The 17,223-nt window shown below is 56.3% G+C and carries 19 protein-coding genes and 1 pseudogene; 10 read left to right on the forward strand and 10 right to left on the reverse strand.

The features are described from left to right. Nucleotides 1-95: 95 nt before the first annotated feature. Both E2H98_RS07495 and E2H98_RS07500 read right to left on the reverse strand, forming a co-directional pair. Nucleotides 96-914: an RluA family pseudouridine synthase gene (locus E2H98_RS07495; RefSeq protein WP_198325261.1), complete on the reverse strand. Its 819-nt coding sequence runs from the start codon at nucleotides 912-914 to the stop codon at nucleotides 96-98. Continuing rightward, on the reverse strand, nucleotides 911-2,092 hold the full coding sequence (locus E2H98_RS07500; protein WP_133588343.1) for a methyltransferase: 1,182 nt from the start codon (nucleotides 2,090-2,092) through the stop codon (nucleotides 911-913). The genes E2H98_RS07495 and E2H98_RS07500 overlap by 4 nt, the downstream gene beginning before the upstream one ends. 87 nt (nucleotides 2,093-2,179) lie before the next feature. On the opposite strand from E2H98_RS07500, the gene E2H98_RS07505 reads away from it, so the two are divergent. Then, nucleotides 2,180-3,118, forward strand: coding sequence for a mechanosensitive ion channel family protein (locus E2H98_RS07505; RefSeq protein ID WP_133588341.1), 939 nt, complete (start codon nucleotides 2,180-2,182; stop codon nucleotides 3,116-3,118). Between the two features lie 82 nt (nucleotides 3,119-3,200). Further along, on the forward strand, nucleotides 3,201-3,785 hold the full coding sequence (locus tag E2H98_RS07510) for a hypothetical protein (protein ID WP_133588339.1): 585 nt from the start codon (nucleotides 3,201-3,203) through the stop codon (nucleotides 3,783-3,785). A 23-nt stretch (nucleotides 3,786-3,808) separates the two neighbouring features. Here E2H98_RS07510 and E2H98_RS07515 read toward each other — a convergent pair whose 3' ends face one another. From E2H98_RS07515 to E2H98_RS07545, 8 genes and pseudogenes are all read right to left on the reverse strand, one after another. Then, a complete protein-coding gene (locus tag E2H98_RS07515) occupies nucleotides 3,809-4,210 on the reverse strand; it encodes a VOC family protein (protein ID WP_133588337.1) in 402 nt (133 codons plus the stop codon). 17 nt (nucleotides 4,211-4,227) lie between these two features. Then, complete coding sequence (locus tag E2H98_RS07520) at nucleotides 4,228-4,713, reverse strand: VOC family protein (RefSeq protein WP_133588336.1); 486 nt, start codon at nucleotides 4,711-4,713, stop codon at nucleotides 4,228-4,230. Between the two features lie 17 nt (nucleotides 4,714-4,730). Beyond that, entirely contained in the window at nucleotides 4,731-5,186 is a 456-nt protein-coding gene (locus tag E2H98_RS19310; RefSeq protein ID WP_232475491.1) for a GyrI-like domain-containing protein, read from the reverse strand. A 15-nt stretch (nucleotides 5,187-5,201) separates the two neighbouring features. Continuing rightward, nucleotides 5,202-5,609, reverse strand: a pseudogene (locus E2H98_RS19315) (YciI family protein); the annotation flags it as partial. 131 nt (nucleotides 5,610-5,740) lie between these two features. Continuing rightward, nucleotides 5,741-6,103, reverse strand: a complete 363-nt coding sequence (locus E2H98_RS07530; RefSeq protein ID WP_133588332.1) for a YciI family protein — start codon at nucleotides 6,101-6,103, stop codon at nucleotides 5,741-5,743. Nucleotides 6,104-6,321: 218 nt separating this feature from the next. Beyond that, nucleotides 6,322-7,596: an RNA polymerase sigma factor gene (locus E2H98_RS07535; protein ID WP_280529056.1), complete on the reverse strand. Its 1,275-nt coding sequence runs from the start codon at nucleotides 7,594-7,596 to the stop codon at nucleotides 6,322-6,324. A 22-nt stretch (nucleotides 7,597-7,618) separates the two neighbouring features. After that, nucleotides 7,619-8,809: a class I SAM-dependent rRNA methyltransferase gene (locus E2H98_RS07540; protein ID WP_133588330.1), complete on the reverse strand. Its 1,191-nt coding sequence runs from the start codon at nucleotides 8,807-8,809 to the stop codon at nucleotides 7,619-7,621. 15 nt (nucleotides 8,810-8,824) lie between these two features. Then, the gene (locus E2H98_RS07545; protein WP_133588328.1) at nucleotides 8,825-9,772 is read right to left on the reverse strand and encodes a hypothetical protein; all 948 of its coding nucleotides are present in this window, start codon (nucleotides 9,770-9,772) and stop codon (nucleotides 8,825-8,827) included. Nucleotides 9,773-10,056: 284 nt separating this feature from the next. Here E2H98_RS07545 and E2H98_RS07550 point away from each other — a divergent pair, with 284 nt between their 5' ends. From E2H98_RS07550 to cutA, 8 genes are all read left to right on the forward strand, one after another. Next, nucleotides 10,057-10,371 (forward strand): hypothetical protein, encoded by a 315-nt coding sequence (locus tag E2H98_RS07550; RefSeq protein WP_133588326.1) that lies wholly within the window; start codon nucleotides 10,057-10,059, stop codon nucleotides 10,369-10,371. Continuing rightward, entirely contained in the window at nucleotides 10,368-10,793 is a 426-nt protein-coding gene (locus E2H98_RS07555; RefSeq protein WP_133588324.1) for a DUF3106 domain-containing protein, read from the forward strand. The genes E2H98_RS07550 and E2H98_RS07555 overlap by 4 nt, the downstream gene beginning before the upstream one ends. A 138-nt stretch (nucleotides 10,794-10,931) precedes the next feature. Further along, nucleotides 10,932-12,008 (forward strand): 3-deoxy-7-phosphoheptulonate synthase, encoded by a 1,077-nt coding sequence (locus E2H98_RS07560; RefSeq protein WP_133588322.1) that lies wholly within the window; start codon nucleotides 10,932-10,934, stop codon nucleotides 12,006-12,008. A gap of 85 nt (nucleotides 12,009-12,093) precedes the next feature. Then, a complete protein-coding gene (locus E2H98_RS07565) occupies nucleotides 12,094-12,609 on the forward strand; it encodes a GNAT family N-acetyltransferase (protein ID WP_133588320.1) in 516 nt (171 codons plus the stop codon). Between the two features lie 147 nt (nucleotides 12,610-12,756). After that, entirely contained in the window at nucleotides 12,757-13,434 is a 678-nt protein-coding gene (locus E2H98_RS07570; RefSeq protein ID WP_133588318.1) for a substrate-binding periplasmic protein, read from the forward strand. Nucleotides 13,435-13,646: 212 nt separating this feature from the next. Next, nucleotides 13,647-15,167 (forward strand): sensor domain-containing diguanylate cyclase, encoded by a 1,521-nt coding sequence (locus E2H98_RS07575; RefSeq protein ID WP_133588316.1) that lies wholly within the window; start codon nucleotides 13,647-13,649, stop codon nucleotides 15,165-15,167. Between the two features lie 96 nt (nucleotides 15,168-15,263). After that, a complete protein-coding gene (locus E2H98_RS07580; protein ID WP_133588314.1) occupies nucleotides 15,264-16,841 on the forward strand; it encodes a diguanylate cyclase in 1,578 nt (525 codons plus the stop codon). Between the two features lie 36 nt (nucleotides 16,842-16,877). Further along, on the forward strand, nucleotides 16,878-17,207 hold the full coding sequence (gene cutA / locus E2H98_RS07585; RefSeq protein WP_133588312.1) for a divalent-cation tolerance protein CutA: 330 nt from the start codon (nucleotides 16,878-16,880) through the stop codon (nucleotides 17,205-17,207). Nucleotides 17,208-17,223 lie beyond the last annotated feature (16 nt).

Here is a 17,223-nt window from a genome sequence, read left to right on the forward strand (position 1 = left end):
ATGAATTCGCACCTACCTTATCTGTCCAGCTCCGCTTGCTGGTCGCCGGGGCGAGCCACGACAAACCCTAAAATCAAGACAAACATGTCGACCTCTCAGTCTTGGTTCGCCGATGGCAATGGCCAATGATAATCCCGACTCTTCTTCGTTAGCGGACAAACAAACTTCAATCGATACGCCACCAGCTGCATGCCTCTCGGATCGGCATTGTTCTGGCCATATCGCGGATCGCCGAGTATAGGGAAACCGGCATCAGCAAAATGTCGGCGGATTTGATGTTTACGACCGTGTTCAATGCGGACATCGACAATACTGCGATTCAGTTGGCTGTCGAACTGCAAGCGCTGATAAATCGTTTTCGCCGGCTTGCCATCGAGTTTACGCTCGAATGTGCCCTGCTCCGGCAGCTCGCCGCGCACTTCGATGCGGTAATATTTTTCAATCTGTTGTTGCTGAAACAGATTCGACAATTGCGCTGCAGCTTTGCCAGTGTGAGCGATCAACATCAGTCCTTCCGCTTCGCGATCGAGCCGGTGCACCAGAAATACTTGCCGCTGCAGTTGTTGTTCGGCCTGGCGTAACAGCGCGCAGTGGTCGCCGTATTCATTGCCTTGCGCCAACACGCCGGCAGGTTTGTACCAGACCGAGTAGGCTTTCTCATCAGCAAACAGCGTCGACGCCGGTGCGGTGCGTGCCAGCAAGTCGGCATTGTAGAAAAGCTGCAGATGGTCGCCAACTTGCAGCATGAATGTTGCGCGCCGTAGGCGTTGCATTTTCTTGCCACGCTTGAGCCAGACAGCGCCTTTGTTCATCGCATCTTTCAGTCGTGCTTTTGGCAACTGGCTGATGGCGGCCAACGCGTCGATGGCCGCCATCGGTTCGCCTTGATGAGTAAGTTGCCAATCTGGTTTCACGCTTGCCGCTCCACGATCAATAGCAAATTACGCGGAGTGATTTCTCGCGCACAAAAGGTTTTCAGTTGCACTCGACAATTCGCATCTTCCAGATACAACGCCAAATCCAACACCAGATACATTTCCAATGCCCGACGGAAAGTCTGTCGCACCAATTGCAGGCGCTTGGCCTCAGCAAAGCGTTGCTGACCGCGCTGTTGGTAAACCGTGAAATCCAGATCGCTTGGTAACGACAATTGGTGCCGGGCCGCGAAACGTTTGAACACTTCTTCAATACCCAACGGCAACACCGACAATGGCAGTGAGGGCGTATTCAGATATTCATCGATGCCGCGTGCTTCGCGCTGCCAGACGTCAAAGGCCAGCCGCCACTGCGCCAGTTGATCGACTTGCTGACGCACTCGCGCTGAAGAAGTAACGGTTTCCTGAATCGCCAGTTGCACCTGATTTTTGTTCAACTGCAAATTCATCTGCTGTGCCTGCTGTGACAGCGGTTGATAATCGTCTTTCAACCACAGATGGTAACAACAGGGTGCCAGCACCAATTGCGGTGAACGGCTTTGCCGCCAATGTCGTAACAGTATCCGATGCAGATCGCCGCAGGCGTGCAGCGCCAGAACCTGATCGTCCGCGTGCAGTGGTGGTTGCTCCTGCAACACATCGGCACAAACAAATTGCGCGTGCAAGTGTTGTGTAACGGCCATTTGCGTGCCTTCGCGGCAGAGCGTGGCATCACGCTCAATGGCGCGTAGCGGGCGCTGATGCAACGCGGCAATGGTGCGACCCAAATGCGATTTGCCGGCACACCAATCAACCAGCGTCAGCGATGAGGCCGGAACTTGCGCAGCGAAAGCACTGATTTGCGCCCATTTGCGGCCCGGCACATCGGTACTCCAGCGCGTTGGCAGTTCAGCAATCGTGGCGGCGGCGGCAACGTGTAGTAACTCCGGCAGGCCTTGCAACGTCGGCAAAAAGCTCGCTACATGCTGCTGCAATCGCGCCGGTTCGGCTTCCATTTCGGACAGATCGTTGGCACTCAGCGCCTGCATCGCCTGCGCCAAATCTGGCGATTGTTGCAGCCAGGCCGGCGCCGGAATGCAGAACGGCGATTCGCGCCAGTACGACTGATGCGAATGCAACAGCGAGTGAATCGCGGAAAATCGCGAAAGATGGTCCATAATTAACCGTAGTGATTGACGCCGATAAGCTAAACCGGCGCCGCAGGTAAGCAATTCATGCGGCGCATTATACGTTGGGAAGCACAGATGCAAGCAGACGGAATTTCCTGGCAGCAAATCATCGACTGGTTGACAACGCCGCTGTTCACCATTGGCAAAAGTAGTCTTTCTATCGCCAGCATCGTTGGTTTGGTGGTGCTGGTGGTGTTGTTCTGGTGGGGTGCGCAAGTCATTGAATCGACGCTGCGCAAGTTCGCCTCGAAAACACCGCGTTTATCAGAAAGCACTGGCAGCGTTTATGCCTGGGCCAGAATCCTGCGCTATATCATCTGGATTGCCGGTACCTTTGCCGCTCTGAGCTATATCGGCATTGATCTGACTGGTCTCGCCATTGTCGGTGGTGCTATTGGTGTCGGTGTTGGTTTGGGTTTGCAAAGCATTGTGGCGAACTTTGTTTCCGGCATTATTTTGCTGCTGGAAAAGTCGCTGAAGGTTGGTGATTTTGTCGAACTGGAATCTGGTGTGCGAGGTCATGTGCGAGAAATCTCGTTGCGTTTCACCCGCATCACGACCAATGACGATGTCGATATTTTGGTGCCGAACAATGAGTTCACCCAGGCGCGCCTGGTCAACTGGACTTACAGTGGCCACAAGCAGCGGCTGCATATTCCGTTTGGTGTCGCCTACGGTTCCGACAAAGATAAAGTCAAAGCGGCCGGCCTGCGTGCGGCAAAGCGTGTACAAGGCGTGCTCGACGAGCCAGGGCGCGATGCCGATGTCTGGCTGGTCGAGTTTGGTGACAGCAGCCTGAATTTTGAATTGGTGCTCTGGGTTGGCCCGGATCTGGTCGCCCGGCCCGGTCGCACCAAGGCGATGCTACTCTGGGCCATCGAAGATGAACTGGGCAAAGAAGGCCTGGAAATCCCATTCCCGCAACGCGACTTGCATGTACGGTCCGGCTCGCTGGAAGTGTCGCTAAAGCAAAACGAATCGCCGAAACCAAATGAAGCTCCGGAAACAAAATGAAACCAGGGACTGAACCTTTTTCACACCTTTGGCGGTAAGCTCTCGGACATCGAATCATTCTGACGACGCTTGAGGGAAGCCGATGTCTGCCGATACCGATCACGGACCACTAGTACGCAAGGTATGTATTTGTCTTGGTATCGGCGTTTTCGCCACTGCGGCACTGTGGTTGCTGCCGTTCTATCAGCAATCGAATCAGCCGTTCAGCGATATCCGCTGGCTGCAAAGCTATGCATTGCGCTTATGGCTGCCGGTCTGGTGTATCGCCGTGTTGATGTTGAGTGGTGTGTTCGCTGCGTTCAAATCGCGCTGGTTGCGCCGGCCGCTGGCGTACGCCCGTTACAACATCATCGAGTTTGGCGGCGGCTTTTACGGCACCGTGGCGCTGGCGACGTTTTTGTCGCTGGAAGCCAATCGCATCGCCGAACAGTTTGCCGAATGGCAAACGCCTGAGAACGGTTGGATTCCTGCGCTGGTCATGGAGTTGGTCGACTTCAGTATCGATTCGATCATGAATGGTATTTGGGCGATGGTTTGGCCGGCGTTTCATAACAAGGCGTTCGCGGCCAATTTCTGGCCGGCTTTAGGTTTGGCGGCCGGTTTGTATTTTCTCGCCGAATGGCTGTTCAGCAATCGCCGCCAAGCGAAGGCGACTGCTGAAAGCTGATCCTTTTTATTCGAGGCCCTGCGCTACTCGGCTTGTTGCGGCGGGAAATACACGACTTCCCAGATGTGGCCGTCCAAATCCTCAAACGCGTGCTCATACATGAAACCATGATCTTTCGGCTCACGGACGGTGCGACCGCCTTGCGCCACCGCTTCACTGACCATTTGTTGCAGGGCTACTTTTGATTCGCAAGAGATACAAACCAGCACTTCGGTTTGTTGATGAGCGTTACAAATCGCTTTCGGGGTGAAATCGGCAAAGCGTTTCTCGGTGATTAACATCGCATGAATGTTTTCACCGATCACCATGCAGGCAGCGGTTTCATCGGTCCACTGCATATTGAAATCGAATTTCAAGGCGCGGAAAAACGCCATTGTCCGAGGTAAGTCTTTAACTGGCAGATTGACAAAAATTTGGCGACTCATGTGTAACTCCTTTCTCGTTAGTGATTGTGGTAAGCCGCTTTTAACACGGCGATATCGAGCTTTTGCATTTTCAGCAAGGCTTGCATGACCCGTTCATTGCGAGCGTTGTCCGGCCCCAGCATGAAGCGGACGACATCGGACGGAATGATCTGCCAGGACAGGCCGAAGCGATCCGTTAGCCAGCCGCACTGCAGGTGCTGGCCCCCTTCACCGAGCTGCTGCCAAAGCCGATCAATTTCCGCTTGGCTGTCGCAATTGACGACCAGCGAGATCGCCGGATTCAGCGTGAAGTGCGGGCCGCCGTTCAACGCGATGAATTCCTGCCCTTCCAGCTCGAAATGAATGCTCATGACTGAGCCGGCAGCGCGACCGGATACCTGTTCACTGGCTTGGCCGTAATACGAGGTGATCAACACCCGGCTATTGCTGAACACCGACAGATAGAATTCGACGGCTTGCTCGGCCTGGTCATTGAACCAGATATGCGTGATGATTTTTTGCATCGCTTGCTCCCTGCGATTCAGCGCTCAATCGGAATCCAGATCTCAATACCACCTTTGCCGGTCTCGGCATTGAACTGCTCGGTATAGCGTTCGAAGCACGGCGTTTCTGCCATCTTTACGCCAGCATCCGGTGCCCATTGCAACCAGATTTTTTCCAGCGTGCGATCAATCGTTGAAACGTGCTCGTTGTGCCGAAACACCGCGTACCGCGAAGCTGGTAGATCCGTGGCGACAACACCACTCGGCAAACTGGCATTGGCATCGGTTTCCATGCCGGTCAGATAATCAAACTCGCAACCATCAGCAACATTCAATACCACACCGTACATCAGCGCGTTTTTCGCTTTTGGCAAACGTGAATGGGTTTCCAGAAACGCCTGCCATTGCAGCGGGATATTGCCGCGAGTATCGAGCTGGTAGTGCTGCTGCAAACCGGCGATATGTAGCGCCGGCGCATCGGTGAACTGTTGCAAGCTCAGGCCGATGGCTTGCGCCCGGATACTGGCTTCCTGCTCGCGTAACTCCGGCGTGAACTCGGCGCCAAAATCCTCGGCTTCGAACACCGGTCGGATTTCGATATCGGAATCTTCCATCATCGGATTCGGGCAGCGCTTGACCCATTCGATCGCCTCGTCCATCGATTTCACCCGCCACATCCAGAAGCCGGCGATCAGTTCTTTGGTTTCAGCAAATGGGCCGTCAGTGACGGTGCGCTTGTCGCCGGAAAAGCGCACACGCACCCCCTTCGAACTCGGGTGTAGACCTTCCCCGGCCAGCATGATGCCGGCATCGACCAATTGCTGGTTGTAGGCACCCATTGCCGCCAGCAGCGCTTCGCTGGGCATTTTGCCGGCTTCCGAACCCTTGCTAGCCTTGACGATAACCATGACTTTCATTGCCTTGCTCCTGTATCTAAGGGGATGAACTCAGTGACCGCCGCAGCAGTCTGCTTACCCCTTAATCGAACGGGCCGTGCCCAGATCGACAGGCAATGAAAAATTTTTTTATATTTTTGGGGGAATGAGTTTTAGCCGGCAACCATCGGCATATTCGGCAGCTCGACGACTGGCCGGATCTCAATGGTGCCCTTGCGCAAGCCCGGTATCCGACTGGCGATGTCGATGGCTTGGTCAAGATTGTCGACATCCACGAGGTAATAGCCGCCGAGCTGCTCGGCCGTTTCGGCAAACGGGCCGTCGGTGATCAAGCGCTTACCCTCGCGCAGACGGATGCTGGTGGCGCTGGCCACCGGATGCAGTGGCGCGGCGTCGAGATAAACGCCAGCGGCATTCAGCTCGTGGCAAAGCGTCGTTGATTCTTGCATGCACTCCGCCCGTTCTTGTTCACTCCAGGCGGTTTCGGCACCGTAGATCATGATCAAGTATTTCATCGTTCACTCCTTCTAAACCTAAAAGCCGCAGTTGGACGCAGCGCAGAGTGCGTTCCGGCGAAGGCGAGGCAAGACGAAAACCACAGCGAGGTTGAACACCTCGCGAGGATTTTCAACGCCGCATCGCCGAGTTCGGGGCGCACTATGCGCTGTGGAGCGCTCCATTCAGCGGGTGAATCCAGAAAGCCTGAAGAAATTTCTCATCGTCAACACCTTAGCTATCTCACGGAGCGGTCAACTGCCGTTTTTAGGTTTAATAAATCTTGCAGTCGGTTTTGCAGAAAACGTTGCTCGGGCAACTGACTGCTTAATGCCAGCGCCCGTTGATAACTGGTGATCGCGTCGCTGTTGCGGCCAAGACGGCGGCAAAGATCAGCATGGGTGGCGTAAAGCGGCTGATAATCGCGCAGCTCAGCTTGCGCCAGCAAGGCCTCGATCAACGGCAGCGCGGTTTCAACGCCGTCACGCATCGCAATGGCAACCGCACGATTCAATTCAATGACTGGCGATGGCGCTGCCTGCAACAGCAAATCGTAAAGCGCGACGATTTCCGACCAACTGGTTTGCTGATAATTCACCGCCCGTGCATGCACGGCTGCAATCGCTGCTTCCAGCGCATAGCTGCCCACCTCTCCGGCCTGAAAAATCTGTTGCACCAATAGCAGTGCTTCGTTGATCAGTTGCCGATCCCAGCGTCCGCGATCCTGGTCTTCGAGCAACACCAAATCGCCATCGGCGTTGCTGCGCGCTTCACGTCGCGATTCATGCAATAACATCAGTGCCAGCAAACCGAGCACTTCCGGATCAGGTAGCAATTCGCGCAGCAAGCGGCCTAAGCGAATGGCTTCCAGTGTCAGCTCCGGTCTCGTTAACGCATGGCCACTGGAAGCTCGATAGCCCTCGTTGAAAATCAGGTAAATGACAGCCAATACACTTTCCAGGCGCTCCGGTAATTGCGCTGAGTCCGGCACCTGATAAGGAATGTTCGCCATGCGAATTTTCGCTTTGCCACGCACCAGTCGTTGCGCCAACGTGGTCGGTGCAATCAGAAACGCGCTGGCAATGGCTTCGGTAGTCATGCCGCAGACTTCGCGCAGCGTCAGCGCCACTTGCACTGAACGATCCAGGGCCGGGTGACAGCAGGTGAAGATCAAGCGCAGGCGATCATCTTCGATGTGCTCGTCCTGTTCCGGCACCGCGCTGTCATCGATGAAGTTTTCCAGTTGCTCATTGCCGGGGAATGACAGCTTGGCCTGACGGCGCAGAAAATCGATGCCACGAAAGCGTCCGGCCGACACCAGCCAGGCACGCGGGTTGGCCGGAATGCCTTGCGTCGGCCATTGCTGAATCGCGCTGCGAAACGCGTCCTGCATCGCGTCCTCGGCGACATCGAAATCACCGAGCATACGCAGTAACGTTGCGAACACCCGCCGCGATTCACGTCGGTAAATCGCTTCGATTTGATGTAGCGATGTCGCTGTGCTGGTGCTCACTGGCGTCCCTGCCGCTGGAAGTTTAGGTCAACACTATACGCGACAATACCGCTTTCAAGTACCGCGTTTCCGGAATCGCCGGATGCACCGGATGGTCAACACCTTGCATGCCTTCCGCGAGCGTCTGGGCATGACGATCCAGATGCCTTGCTGAAGCGCGCACTACTTCCAACAGATCTTCGCGCGGCAAATGCATCGAGCAGGAACCGGACAACAAATATCCGTCCTTGTGCAACAAGCGCATCGCCATTTCGTTGATGCGGCGATAGGCTTTCAGACCTTCAGCGTGATCTTTTTTCTTTTTGATGAACGCCGGTGGGTCTACGATGATCACATCAAAGCGCTGGTCATCTTCTTTCAAGGCTTTCAAGGCTTCAAAAGCATCACCCTGCACCGCCGTAAAGCGATCGGCAAGGCCATTCAGCTCTGCGTTTTGCTCAGCGAAATCGAGCGCCAACTCCGAGGCATCGACACACCAAACTTCCGAGGCCCCAAAGGCGCCGGCAGCAATACCAAAGCTGCCAACATAGCTGAACACATCAAGCACACGCTTGCCGGGCACCAAATCGCGCAGCCAGGCCCGATTCGGACGCATATCGTAGAACCAACCGGTTTTCTGGCCGGCAATCATCGGCGCCAGAAATTTCACGCCGTTTTCGATCAGCTGCACGGCTTCCGGTGGTTCTCCATAAACATTTTCGGTCACAACCGGCAGCCCTTCCAGTTGGCGCATGCTGGAATCATTTCTGAACACAATCGACGCGGGTTTCAACACTTTGATTAACGCGGCGATGATGTCTTCGCGCATCGCTTCCATGCCGGCCGTGTTCAATTGCACGGATAGATGATCGCCGAAACGATCAACAACCAGGCCCGGTAGCAAATCGCTTTCACCGTACACCAACCGGTAATACGGCTCGCGAAAGAAGGCTTGCCGCAAACCGAGTGCAATATTCAATCGATGAACCAGCATTGAGCGATCAAATGACGTTTCATCACGGGTCAGCAGGCGCGCGCAGATCAGCGAATGTGGATTGACATAGGCGGTGCCGAGCACTTTTTCCTGAGCATTTTCAATCAGCACATGCTGACCAGGCTGCAGTGACTTCAGCGGCGTAGCCTGGGTGTCGATTTCATTGCTGTATATCCACAAATGACCGGCACGCAGGCGCTTGTCTTCGTTTTTCGCCAATCGCAGTCGCGGCAATGACATGAAAAATTCCTTTGTTTACCAGAAAAGATGAATGCCGATGCTGGCAAATTCGCTGTCCTCGCCCACATCGCTGCTGCTGATGCCGGCACTGACATCGAGCAGCCAGTCATCGCTTAAAAAATGCGACCAAAGTAGTGAGTAGGTCGCGATATTGGCATCGTCGATTTCGGCCGTTGACTGATAGTAATCGACGGCAAACAATTCCGAGCGCCACTGCCATTCGAGCCCGACAAAGGCGTTCTGCTTAACAAGACCACCTTCGGCTCGCTGTTGTTGGATCAACAATGAGCGATAAGTGCGCATGATGCGATCAGCGTATTCCGGAAACAGCAGCGCCAGCCCGAGCAACTGACGAAAATCGGCATCGAGAATATCAGCCTGCTGGTAATCATAGCTTTGCAGGCCGCCATAGAGGCGAATGCCATTGCTCCACAGATACGAAGCATCGATACCAAGCCCGACCGAATCGAATGACTCGCGGTAGGTTTGATTCGGCGTTTGCAATTGCACCGTGTGTTGACGACCCATCGCTTCCAGACTCAGCGAGAAGGCGTCGCCCTGATGACCGAGCCGCAAACGATACTGATCAGTCTGCAGAAATTCCTCGTCCTCGTAGCGCATGGCGCCGAGCGTGATCGACCAGCTGCCCGGGTCGTAAAGCAGGCCCAGCGATTGCTGGTTCGATTCAAAGCTCATTGAACTCGAAGGCGAAAACGAGGTTTCCCCCTCTGCCCGGCTATAACCACCCTCAATTGCCCAGTAATCAGCGATCGGCAACGTCAGGTTCAGCGCTTGTGAGTTGGTATCGATCGAATCGGCTTGCAGCAGCAACGCCACATGGCCATCAACCGGCAATGCCGGCTCATCGGCGGCAAAGACTTGGCAGCTAAAACTCAGCAGAGAAATAATGGTCGCCTGCAGTGGCGCAATAGCCACCGGCAGACCCCGAACCTTGCTTTTCATAAGGTGCTCCGCGTGTTCAACCGGCGTGCCGGTCGCCACGTTTGGGGTGGTTGTCTGTCAGTCGACGGAACCGGATCTTAAGCCAGCGCCGGTACCGCCGTATATCGTCATCCGCAGTGGTGACATCGATGAAAGACGATTCAACGGCGGTTTCGTTGACAAGCGATGAAAATATTTCGTATTTCTGGTCAACCAATTCGCCAACCGGCCGTTATTCGGCTTGAAGCGCTTTTATCGCCAACGATAGAAGCTTGATGGGGCACGACAGTGAACCCGGAGATGCTGTGAGACCACTGACTGCAATGATGCTGGTGCTGCTTGGCGGCCCAGCGCTGGCTGAGCCACCAAGAAAGCCGGCGAATGAAGAGCTGAGCCTCGATTTTCTCGAGTTCCTGGCCGAGTTCGCCGACGAGGATGGCAATGTCGAATTGCCGGAAGCCGATATGCCAGATGCGGAACTGAATGAAGCGGAGCTGGCTCCCGACAGGGCCGCCAAACCATTGCCATCAGGCAGCAAGTCCACAACGACGACACCGAGCGCGGCAAGCGACAAGCCTGCGGTGTCGCAAGACAAGCACGACAAGAAGGTTCTGCCATGAATATGCGCTTTTTCGGACTATTAGTGCTGGCTTGGCTCAGCAGCGCGCCGTCATTCGCAGCCGAAGCTCCGGCTGATTTTTCAGCGCTGAGCAACGAACAACAGCAACAGCTGGCCCGTTTCGCCGAACGTTGGCCGGAACTTGAGCCCGAACAGCGTGAGCGGGTGTTGGCTGGTCTGGAGCGCTGGAACGCCATGAGCCCGGAACAACGTACCGTCGCCCGCGAACGCTTCGAGCGCTGGCGCGAGCTGGACCCGGCCCAGCGCCAACAGCTTCGCCAACAGTTTCAGCGCTGGCAGCAACTGTCGCCGGAACAGCGCGAGCGGATACGCCAGCGCTTCGAGCGCTTTCGGCAGCTGACACCGGAACAGCGCTTGCAGCTGCGTCAGCGCTTTGAGCAACTGCGCAAGCGCACGCGCTGAACGTCTGCGGCAAAAACAATCTATTATTTGAATTGACTTAATTTCAAATTTCGATAGATATAACGAATTACCTTATCGACGAAACGGTTTACGGGCGAGCCCCTGCCTTAAGATCGGCACCCTTGTCGGGAGAAATTCGTGACTACCCAAATCGAAAACCTCAATGTGCTGGGCCTGGACGCCATGCCCTCGCCGCGCGAAATCAAGCAGCGCGTGCCGCTGAGCGAAAGGGCAACGAGCACCGTGCTGCGTGGCCGCCGCACGGTCAGCCAAATCCTGCTCGGCGCCGATCCAAGGCCGTTGTTTATCGTTGGCCCCTGCTCGATTCACGACCCAAAAGCCGGGCTCGACTACGCCGAACGGCTGGCCGCGCTGGCTGCCGACGTTGCCGATACGCTCTGTGTCGTCATGCGCGTTTACTTCGAAAAGCCGCGCACTACCACCGGTTGGAAAGGTTTTATCAATGACCCGCACATGAACGACACCTTCTGCATTGAGGAAGGCATGGCACTCGGCCGTCAGTTTTTGCGCGACGTCAACGAGCTGGGTTTACCGGCAGCGACCGAAGCGCTCGATCCGATTTCGCCGCAGTACTACGGCGACCTCGTTTCCTGGACGGCCATTGGCGCCCGTACCGCCGAATCGCAAACCCATAGAGAAATGGCTTCCGGCCTGTCGACACCGGTGGGTTTCAAGAACGGCACCGACGGCTCACTCGATGCGGCGATCAACGGCATTATTTCGGCCAGCCATCCGCACAGTTTTCTCGGTATCAACGAGCAAGGTGAAGCAGCGATCATCCGCACCCGCGGCAATGCCCTTGGCCATGTCGTGCTGCGCGGCGGCGAACGCCCGAACTACGATTCGGTGTCGGTGCAGCTGACCGAAAAAGCGCTGGAAAAAGCCGGGCTCAGGCAGAACATCATCATCGACTGCTCGCACGCCAACAGTGGCAAGAAAGCCGAACGGCAACCGGCCGTGCTGCGCGATGTCGTGCACCAGTTGCGCGACGGTAGCCAGTCGATTGCCGGCGTCATGATCGAAAGTTTTATCGAAGCCGGCAACCAAGCGATTCTGACCGACCGTAGCCAAATGAAATACGGCTGCTCGGTCACCGATGCCTGTGTCAGCTGGGAACAAACCCGGACGATGCTGCTGGACTCCGCCGAAGCACTGGCTTCGACGGTAGCCAGACGCAAACCGGTCGCGGCCTGATCACGATTTATTACGTTTGGACTCTGGCGCTTAAAGCGACGGCGAACCTACACTCGCCGCTCGCTTATTTTTTTGCCTGCCCGCCATGTATCACCTGGAAACCGAACGCCTGAAGCTCCGTCCGCTGACGCACGACGATGCCGATTTCATTGTCGAACTGGTCAACGACCCGGATTGGCTGCGCTTTATCGGCGACAAGAACGTGCACAACCGCGATGATGCCATCCGCTATCTGGATAATGGCCCGTTGACGATGTATCGCCGCTATGGCCTCGGTTTGTTCGCCGCCGAGCAAAAGTCTGACGGCCGGTTGCTGGGCATGTGCGGTCTGCTGCGCCGTGATGGCCTGGCCCACGCCGATATCGGCTTTGCGTTTTTGCCGGTGGCGCGCGGCCAAGGCTATGCGCTGGAAGCGGCCAAGGCGGTGCTCGACCATGCCCGCGAGGTGTTGAAGCTCGACACCGTGCTGGCGATCACGACGCTGAACAACGAGCTGTCGATCAAGCTGCTGCGTAAACTCGGTCTTGTCGATGCCGGCGAGCTAAAACTGCCCGGCGGCGAAGAACTATTGAAGTTGTTTGAAATCCGCTGGGCGACATAATTCCGCTTTGCCTTCGCTGCAGGCTGGGCTATTTTCTGTCAACGCGTCACCAAGGAAGCATGACGCTTTTAATCTCTGATCTCGTATCAATCGAGGTGTCGCCCCCGAGCCGACCCAAAAGCCATTCAAGCCGTATGGGGAAACACGATGTATTGGTCGAGTCTGCCTCGTGTTTTCGCGTTGATGTCGTTGCTGATGGCCATGCCCGGCTACGAACAAACCCACCAGGAAGCAGTGCTTTGCGCCACCCATTGGCCGCCCTTCACGATCGTCGAGAACGAACAGGTGGTCGGCAGCATTTCGCTGGACATTCACCGCGAAGCGTTCGTCCGCCTGCAACAACCAATGCGCATCGAATACCTGCAATGGTCGCGCTGCCTGCAAGCGGTGCGCGAAGGCCGTCGGACGGCGGCAATTGATCTTGTCGCCACGGCCGCCTCGCTGCATGGCAGCGTCAGCTCCTCGTATTACCCACAGTACCTGTACACCGACCGCGAACGCAATGTGAAGCCGTTCGACTGGCAGGACTTTTCTGGCGTGCCGGTAGGCATGGTGCGCGGTTATACCTACACCGAAAAAATTTGCCTGCAGCGGCAATGGCAGGAGGATTACGCCAATGATGACGACACCGTGGTGCGTAAACTGCTGATCGATCGCTATCGCTATGCGCTGCTCGATCCATTTGTCGCCGACGTGATCAGCCAGCAGCGCGGCATTCGGCTGTTCCGACTGGAACCGATGGTTGATGTCGAACCCTTGTACCTGGACTTCGCGCCCAAGGAAAAAGCCTTGATGCTCGCGCACCAACGGGTATTGCAACAGTGATATCGGGCACAAATGGCGGGCCGGCGCTGAGGACATTGTCATGAGCCGGCGCCATTCGCTTTTTTTCGGAATCATTACCATACTTTTTTCAAGGCTGAAGACCGGCAGCCCGATAGCGCATCACCGGCCAACACGGCGTCACGGCAACGGAAACGAAATCCGGGCAGCCTGCAGGAGCTTTCGGGCGGCCACGATGCTTCAGGGGTAATTACGTGCACGCCGAATCGTCATCGCGGCAGAACCCATTGCAGCGCTTTGTCAGCGCCCGTTCGCTGCGCGAGCTGCTGCTCGCGGCGCTGCTGATGACGCTGTATGTGTTGTTCGCCCGGCTCGGCATAGCCCTGTTTTCTTTTCCTCCCGGCAATCAAACCCCCGTGTGGCTCGCCTCCGGTATCGGCTTTCTGCTAATTGCGCTGTTTGGTTTGCGCGGTGCATTGGCTGTGGCGGTGGCCAGTGTGCTGGTCAATGCGCCATTCATGCTGATTTACCTTGAACAGGTGTCAATGCTGACCATTGCGATCAGCATTGCCTTGTCGGTCGCGGTCGATGTCTTTCAAGGGCTATTTGCCTGGAGCTTCATACGCCAGTATGAGCAGTATCACGAACGGGCATTGTTTGCGGAGGCCGGCGATCTGTTTCCGTTTCTCTGGCGGGTCTGTTTTCTGCCTTCATTGTTGACGGTGTGGATGCTGCCTCTGGTCAATAATTACATCGGCGTGCAACCGACCAATGTACCGGAAACCCTGCAACGAACCCTGATCCTGACGCTCGGTGATTCGCTCGGATTGTTTGTGTTGGCGCCGCTCTACTGGTTTTTCCGGCAACCGGATATTGGTCGCCAGGTCCGCGCCTGTCTGGTCAGTGTGTCATTGCTGTCTTTGCCACTATTGCTGTCATTTTTCGTACCGGCGTTACCCTACGTATTGCTGATTCCGATCTGGATTTTTGTGCTGCGGCGGCAACGCTGGTGCGCGGCAGTTATCGGCACCTTGTGGCTGACTCCGCTGATTCTGATTATGGCCCGTTATCAATGGGGGCTGTTCAGTTTTCTGCCGCAAAACGATGCCTATTGGGTGGCAGCCATCGTGCTGTTCTCACTCGGCATTGGCGGCCACTATGTCGGCCTGATGTTGCAGGAACTCGACAATGCCCAGCGCAAGCTGGAACAGAAAGTTCATGAGCGCACCGAAGCCTTGCAGCAAGCCAATGAAAAACTGGAGCGACTGGCGACTGTCGATGAGCTGACGCAAGTGCTCAATCGTCGTGCCTGGCGCGAGCGAGCCGAAGCCGAATTCAGTAAAGTGCGGCGTTATCCACAGCCATTGTCGGTGCTGATGATCGACATCGATCTGTTCAAACCAATCAACGATCAATACGGCCACCACGCCGGCGATGAAGTGTTGAAGCAATTCGTTCTGCGCTGTCAGGAAACCTTGCGTGAAACCGATATTTTCGGTCGTTATGGCGGCGAGGAATTTGTGTTGTTGATGCCCAGGGCAACGCTGACCGATGCGCTGGCGCTGGCCGAACGTTTGCGCCTGGCCATTGCCGAGCGCGAATTCCGCGTGCTCGGCATTCCGCTGAAAATTTCTGCCAGCATCGGTGTTGCCGAAAAACGTGAGCATGAGCATTCGCTGGACTTGTTGCTACGACGCGCCGACTTGGCGCTTTATCAGGCAAAAGCGGATGGTAGAAATCGGGTTGCATCACAAATCGAACAATCGCCCCAATAGCGTCATTTCCCTCACCAGATTCCTTGTCTATAGTTACCACTTCACCCGGCCAGGAATGGCCGGCACTTTCCCGATCAGTCGAGCCGTTCCCGCACCATGAATCAGGACACCGATCAGCAAAAAGCTTCGTTGAAACGTTTGTTCGCCCGTCGCCTGCCCGGCAAGCTGCGCCAGGTGTCCGGCTATCTGCAGCGGATGCACAGTGGCGAAGCCACTGCCGGCCTTGGCAAGCAGTTGTCGCTGACGCTGGAACACAGTATCAAGAGCTGCGAGACCTTTGGTTTTCAGGCCTGTGCCCGCCTGCTCGAACAAGCCGAAATCCAATGCCATAACCCCGATGCCGACATCCGCGCGCAACTCATCAAGGCGCTGATGGATCTGGCCGAGGAACTCGACGGCAAACCGAAACTGGAAGCGAAAACCGATACCGGCATCGTCATGGAGCCACCTTCGGCCTCGACGTTGGCACTGCAACCGCTGTGGATTTCGCTGCCGGAACGGGAGCGCAATGAATTGATGGCGCCGCTCGCCTTGTTTGGTTTCGCCGTCAGCAGTCAGCCAGGCGATACTGCTGGCGCCGCCTCCATTGCCGTCGTTGCCGACCACGAAGCGGCCCATGCCATTCGCTCACGTCTCGGCGACAAGATGCCGCCGCTGGTCATGGTCGGTGATGAGGACTCGATTCCGGCTCGCTTGCAGGCTGTGCGTGCTGGCGCCAGTGCTTATATCGTCCGTCCCGTGCATCTGCCGGAGCTGATCGAAGCGCTGGAAACGATAAACCCGGCCACGGCCGGCGAGCCGCCCCGGGTGTTGATCGTCGAGGACTCGAAATCGCAGAGCATGCACTACAACAAGGTGCTGAAAGAGGCGGGTTGTTCGACGGCGGTGGTTAACCAGCCACTGCAAGTCATGGAAGCGCTGCATCGCTTGAAACCGGAACTGATCTTGCTCGACATGCATATGCCCGATTGCACGGGCTTGGAATTGGCGCGGGTGCTGCACCAGATGCCGGGCTGGCGTTCGATTCCGATGGTATTTCTGACCGCCGAGGAAAACCCGGAAAAGCTGGCGGCGGCCATGGCGATATCCGGCGATGATTTTTTGATCAAACCGGTCAAGGCCGACGAACTGAAAACCGCCGTACTGCGCCGTATTGCCCGCGGTCGTACTCAAACCCAAACGCTGACCCGCGATGAATTGACTGGTGTGCTGAACCTGAACGCGCTGCAAAGCGCGCTCGATAACCAATGTGCGCTGGCCAACCGGCTCGGCGAATCGCTGTGTTTTGCCCATATCGATGTCGACAAGCTCGGCGAGCTGAACAGCGAACATGGCCATGCGGCCGGCAATGCCGTGCTGCAGCACCTGGCGGCGCTGTTCAGCCGTCGCGCCCGCCAGTCTGACTCGATTGGTCGGCTCGGCGGTGATAGTTTTGGTCTGGTGTTGCCCGGTTGCCACGGTGATGACGCGATAAGGCTGATTGATGGCATCCGCCGCGATTTCGAGCGGCAGCCGATGATCTACAACGACAAAACCCTGCATGTGCACTTCTCGACCGGTATCGCCAGCCACGACGGCGGCCAGGCCGGCACCCTGCGCGACAACGCCGCCCGAGCGCTGCGCTGGGCAAAAGAAGCCGGCGGTAATCGCATCCAGCTGGCCAACAGCAACTAAACTGGCTGTAACACCCAAACAAAGCTGGAGTCAAAGATGACCGATTGTTTCGTGCGGGTCGTATTGAGTACCGCGCCGACCCAAGAGGCTGCCGAATACCTGGCGGAAACGCTGGTCAGCGAAGGCTTGGCCGCCTGCGTCAACTTGTTTCCCGGCATCAAGTCGATTTACCGCTGGCAGGGTGAACTGTGCCGCGACAATGAGGTGTACATTGTGATGAAATCCGATGCCGCCCATTTGCCGCAATTGGAAGCGCGCTTACGCGAACTGCACCCGTACCAGGTGCCGGCGTTCGTGGCGCTGCCGGCCTCGCATGTCAGCGACAATTACGGGCAATGGCTGCATGACAATCTGAAAAACGCCTGATCCGAGATCGACACAA

The sequence above is a fragment of the Permianibacter aggregans genome (assembly GCF_009756665.1).
GTDB classification, from domain to species: domain Bacteria; phylum Pseudomonadota; class Gammaproteobacteria; order Enterobacterales; family Permianibacteraceae; genus Permianibacter; species Permianibacter aggregans.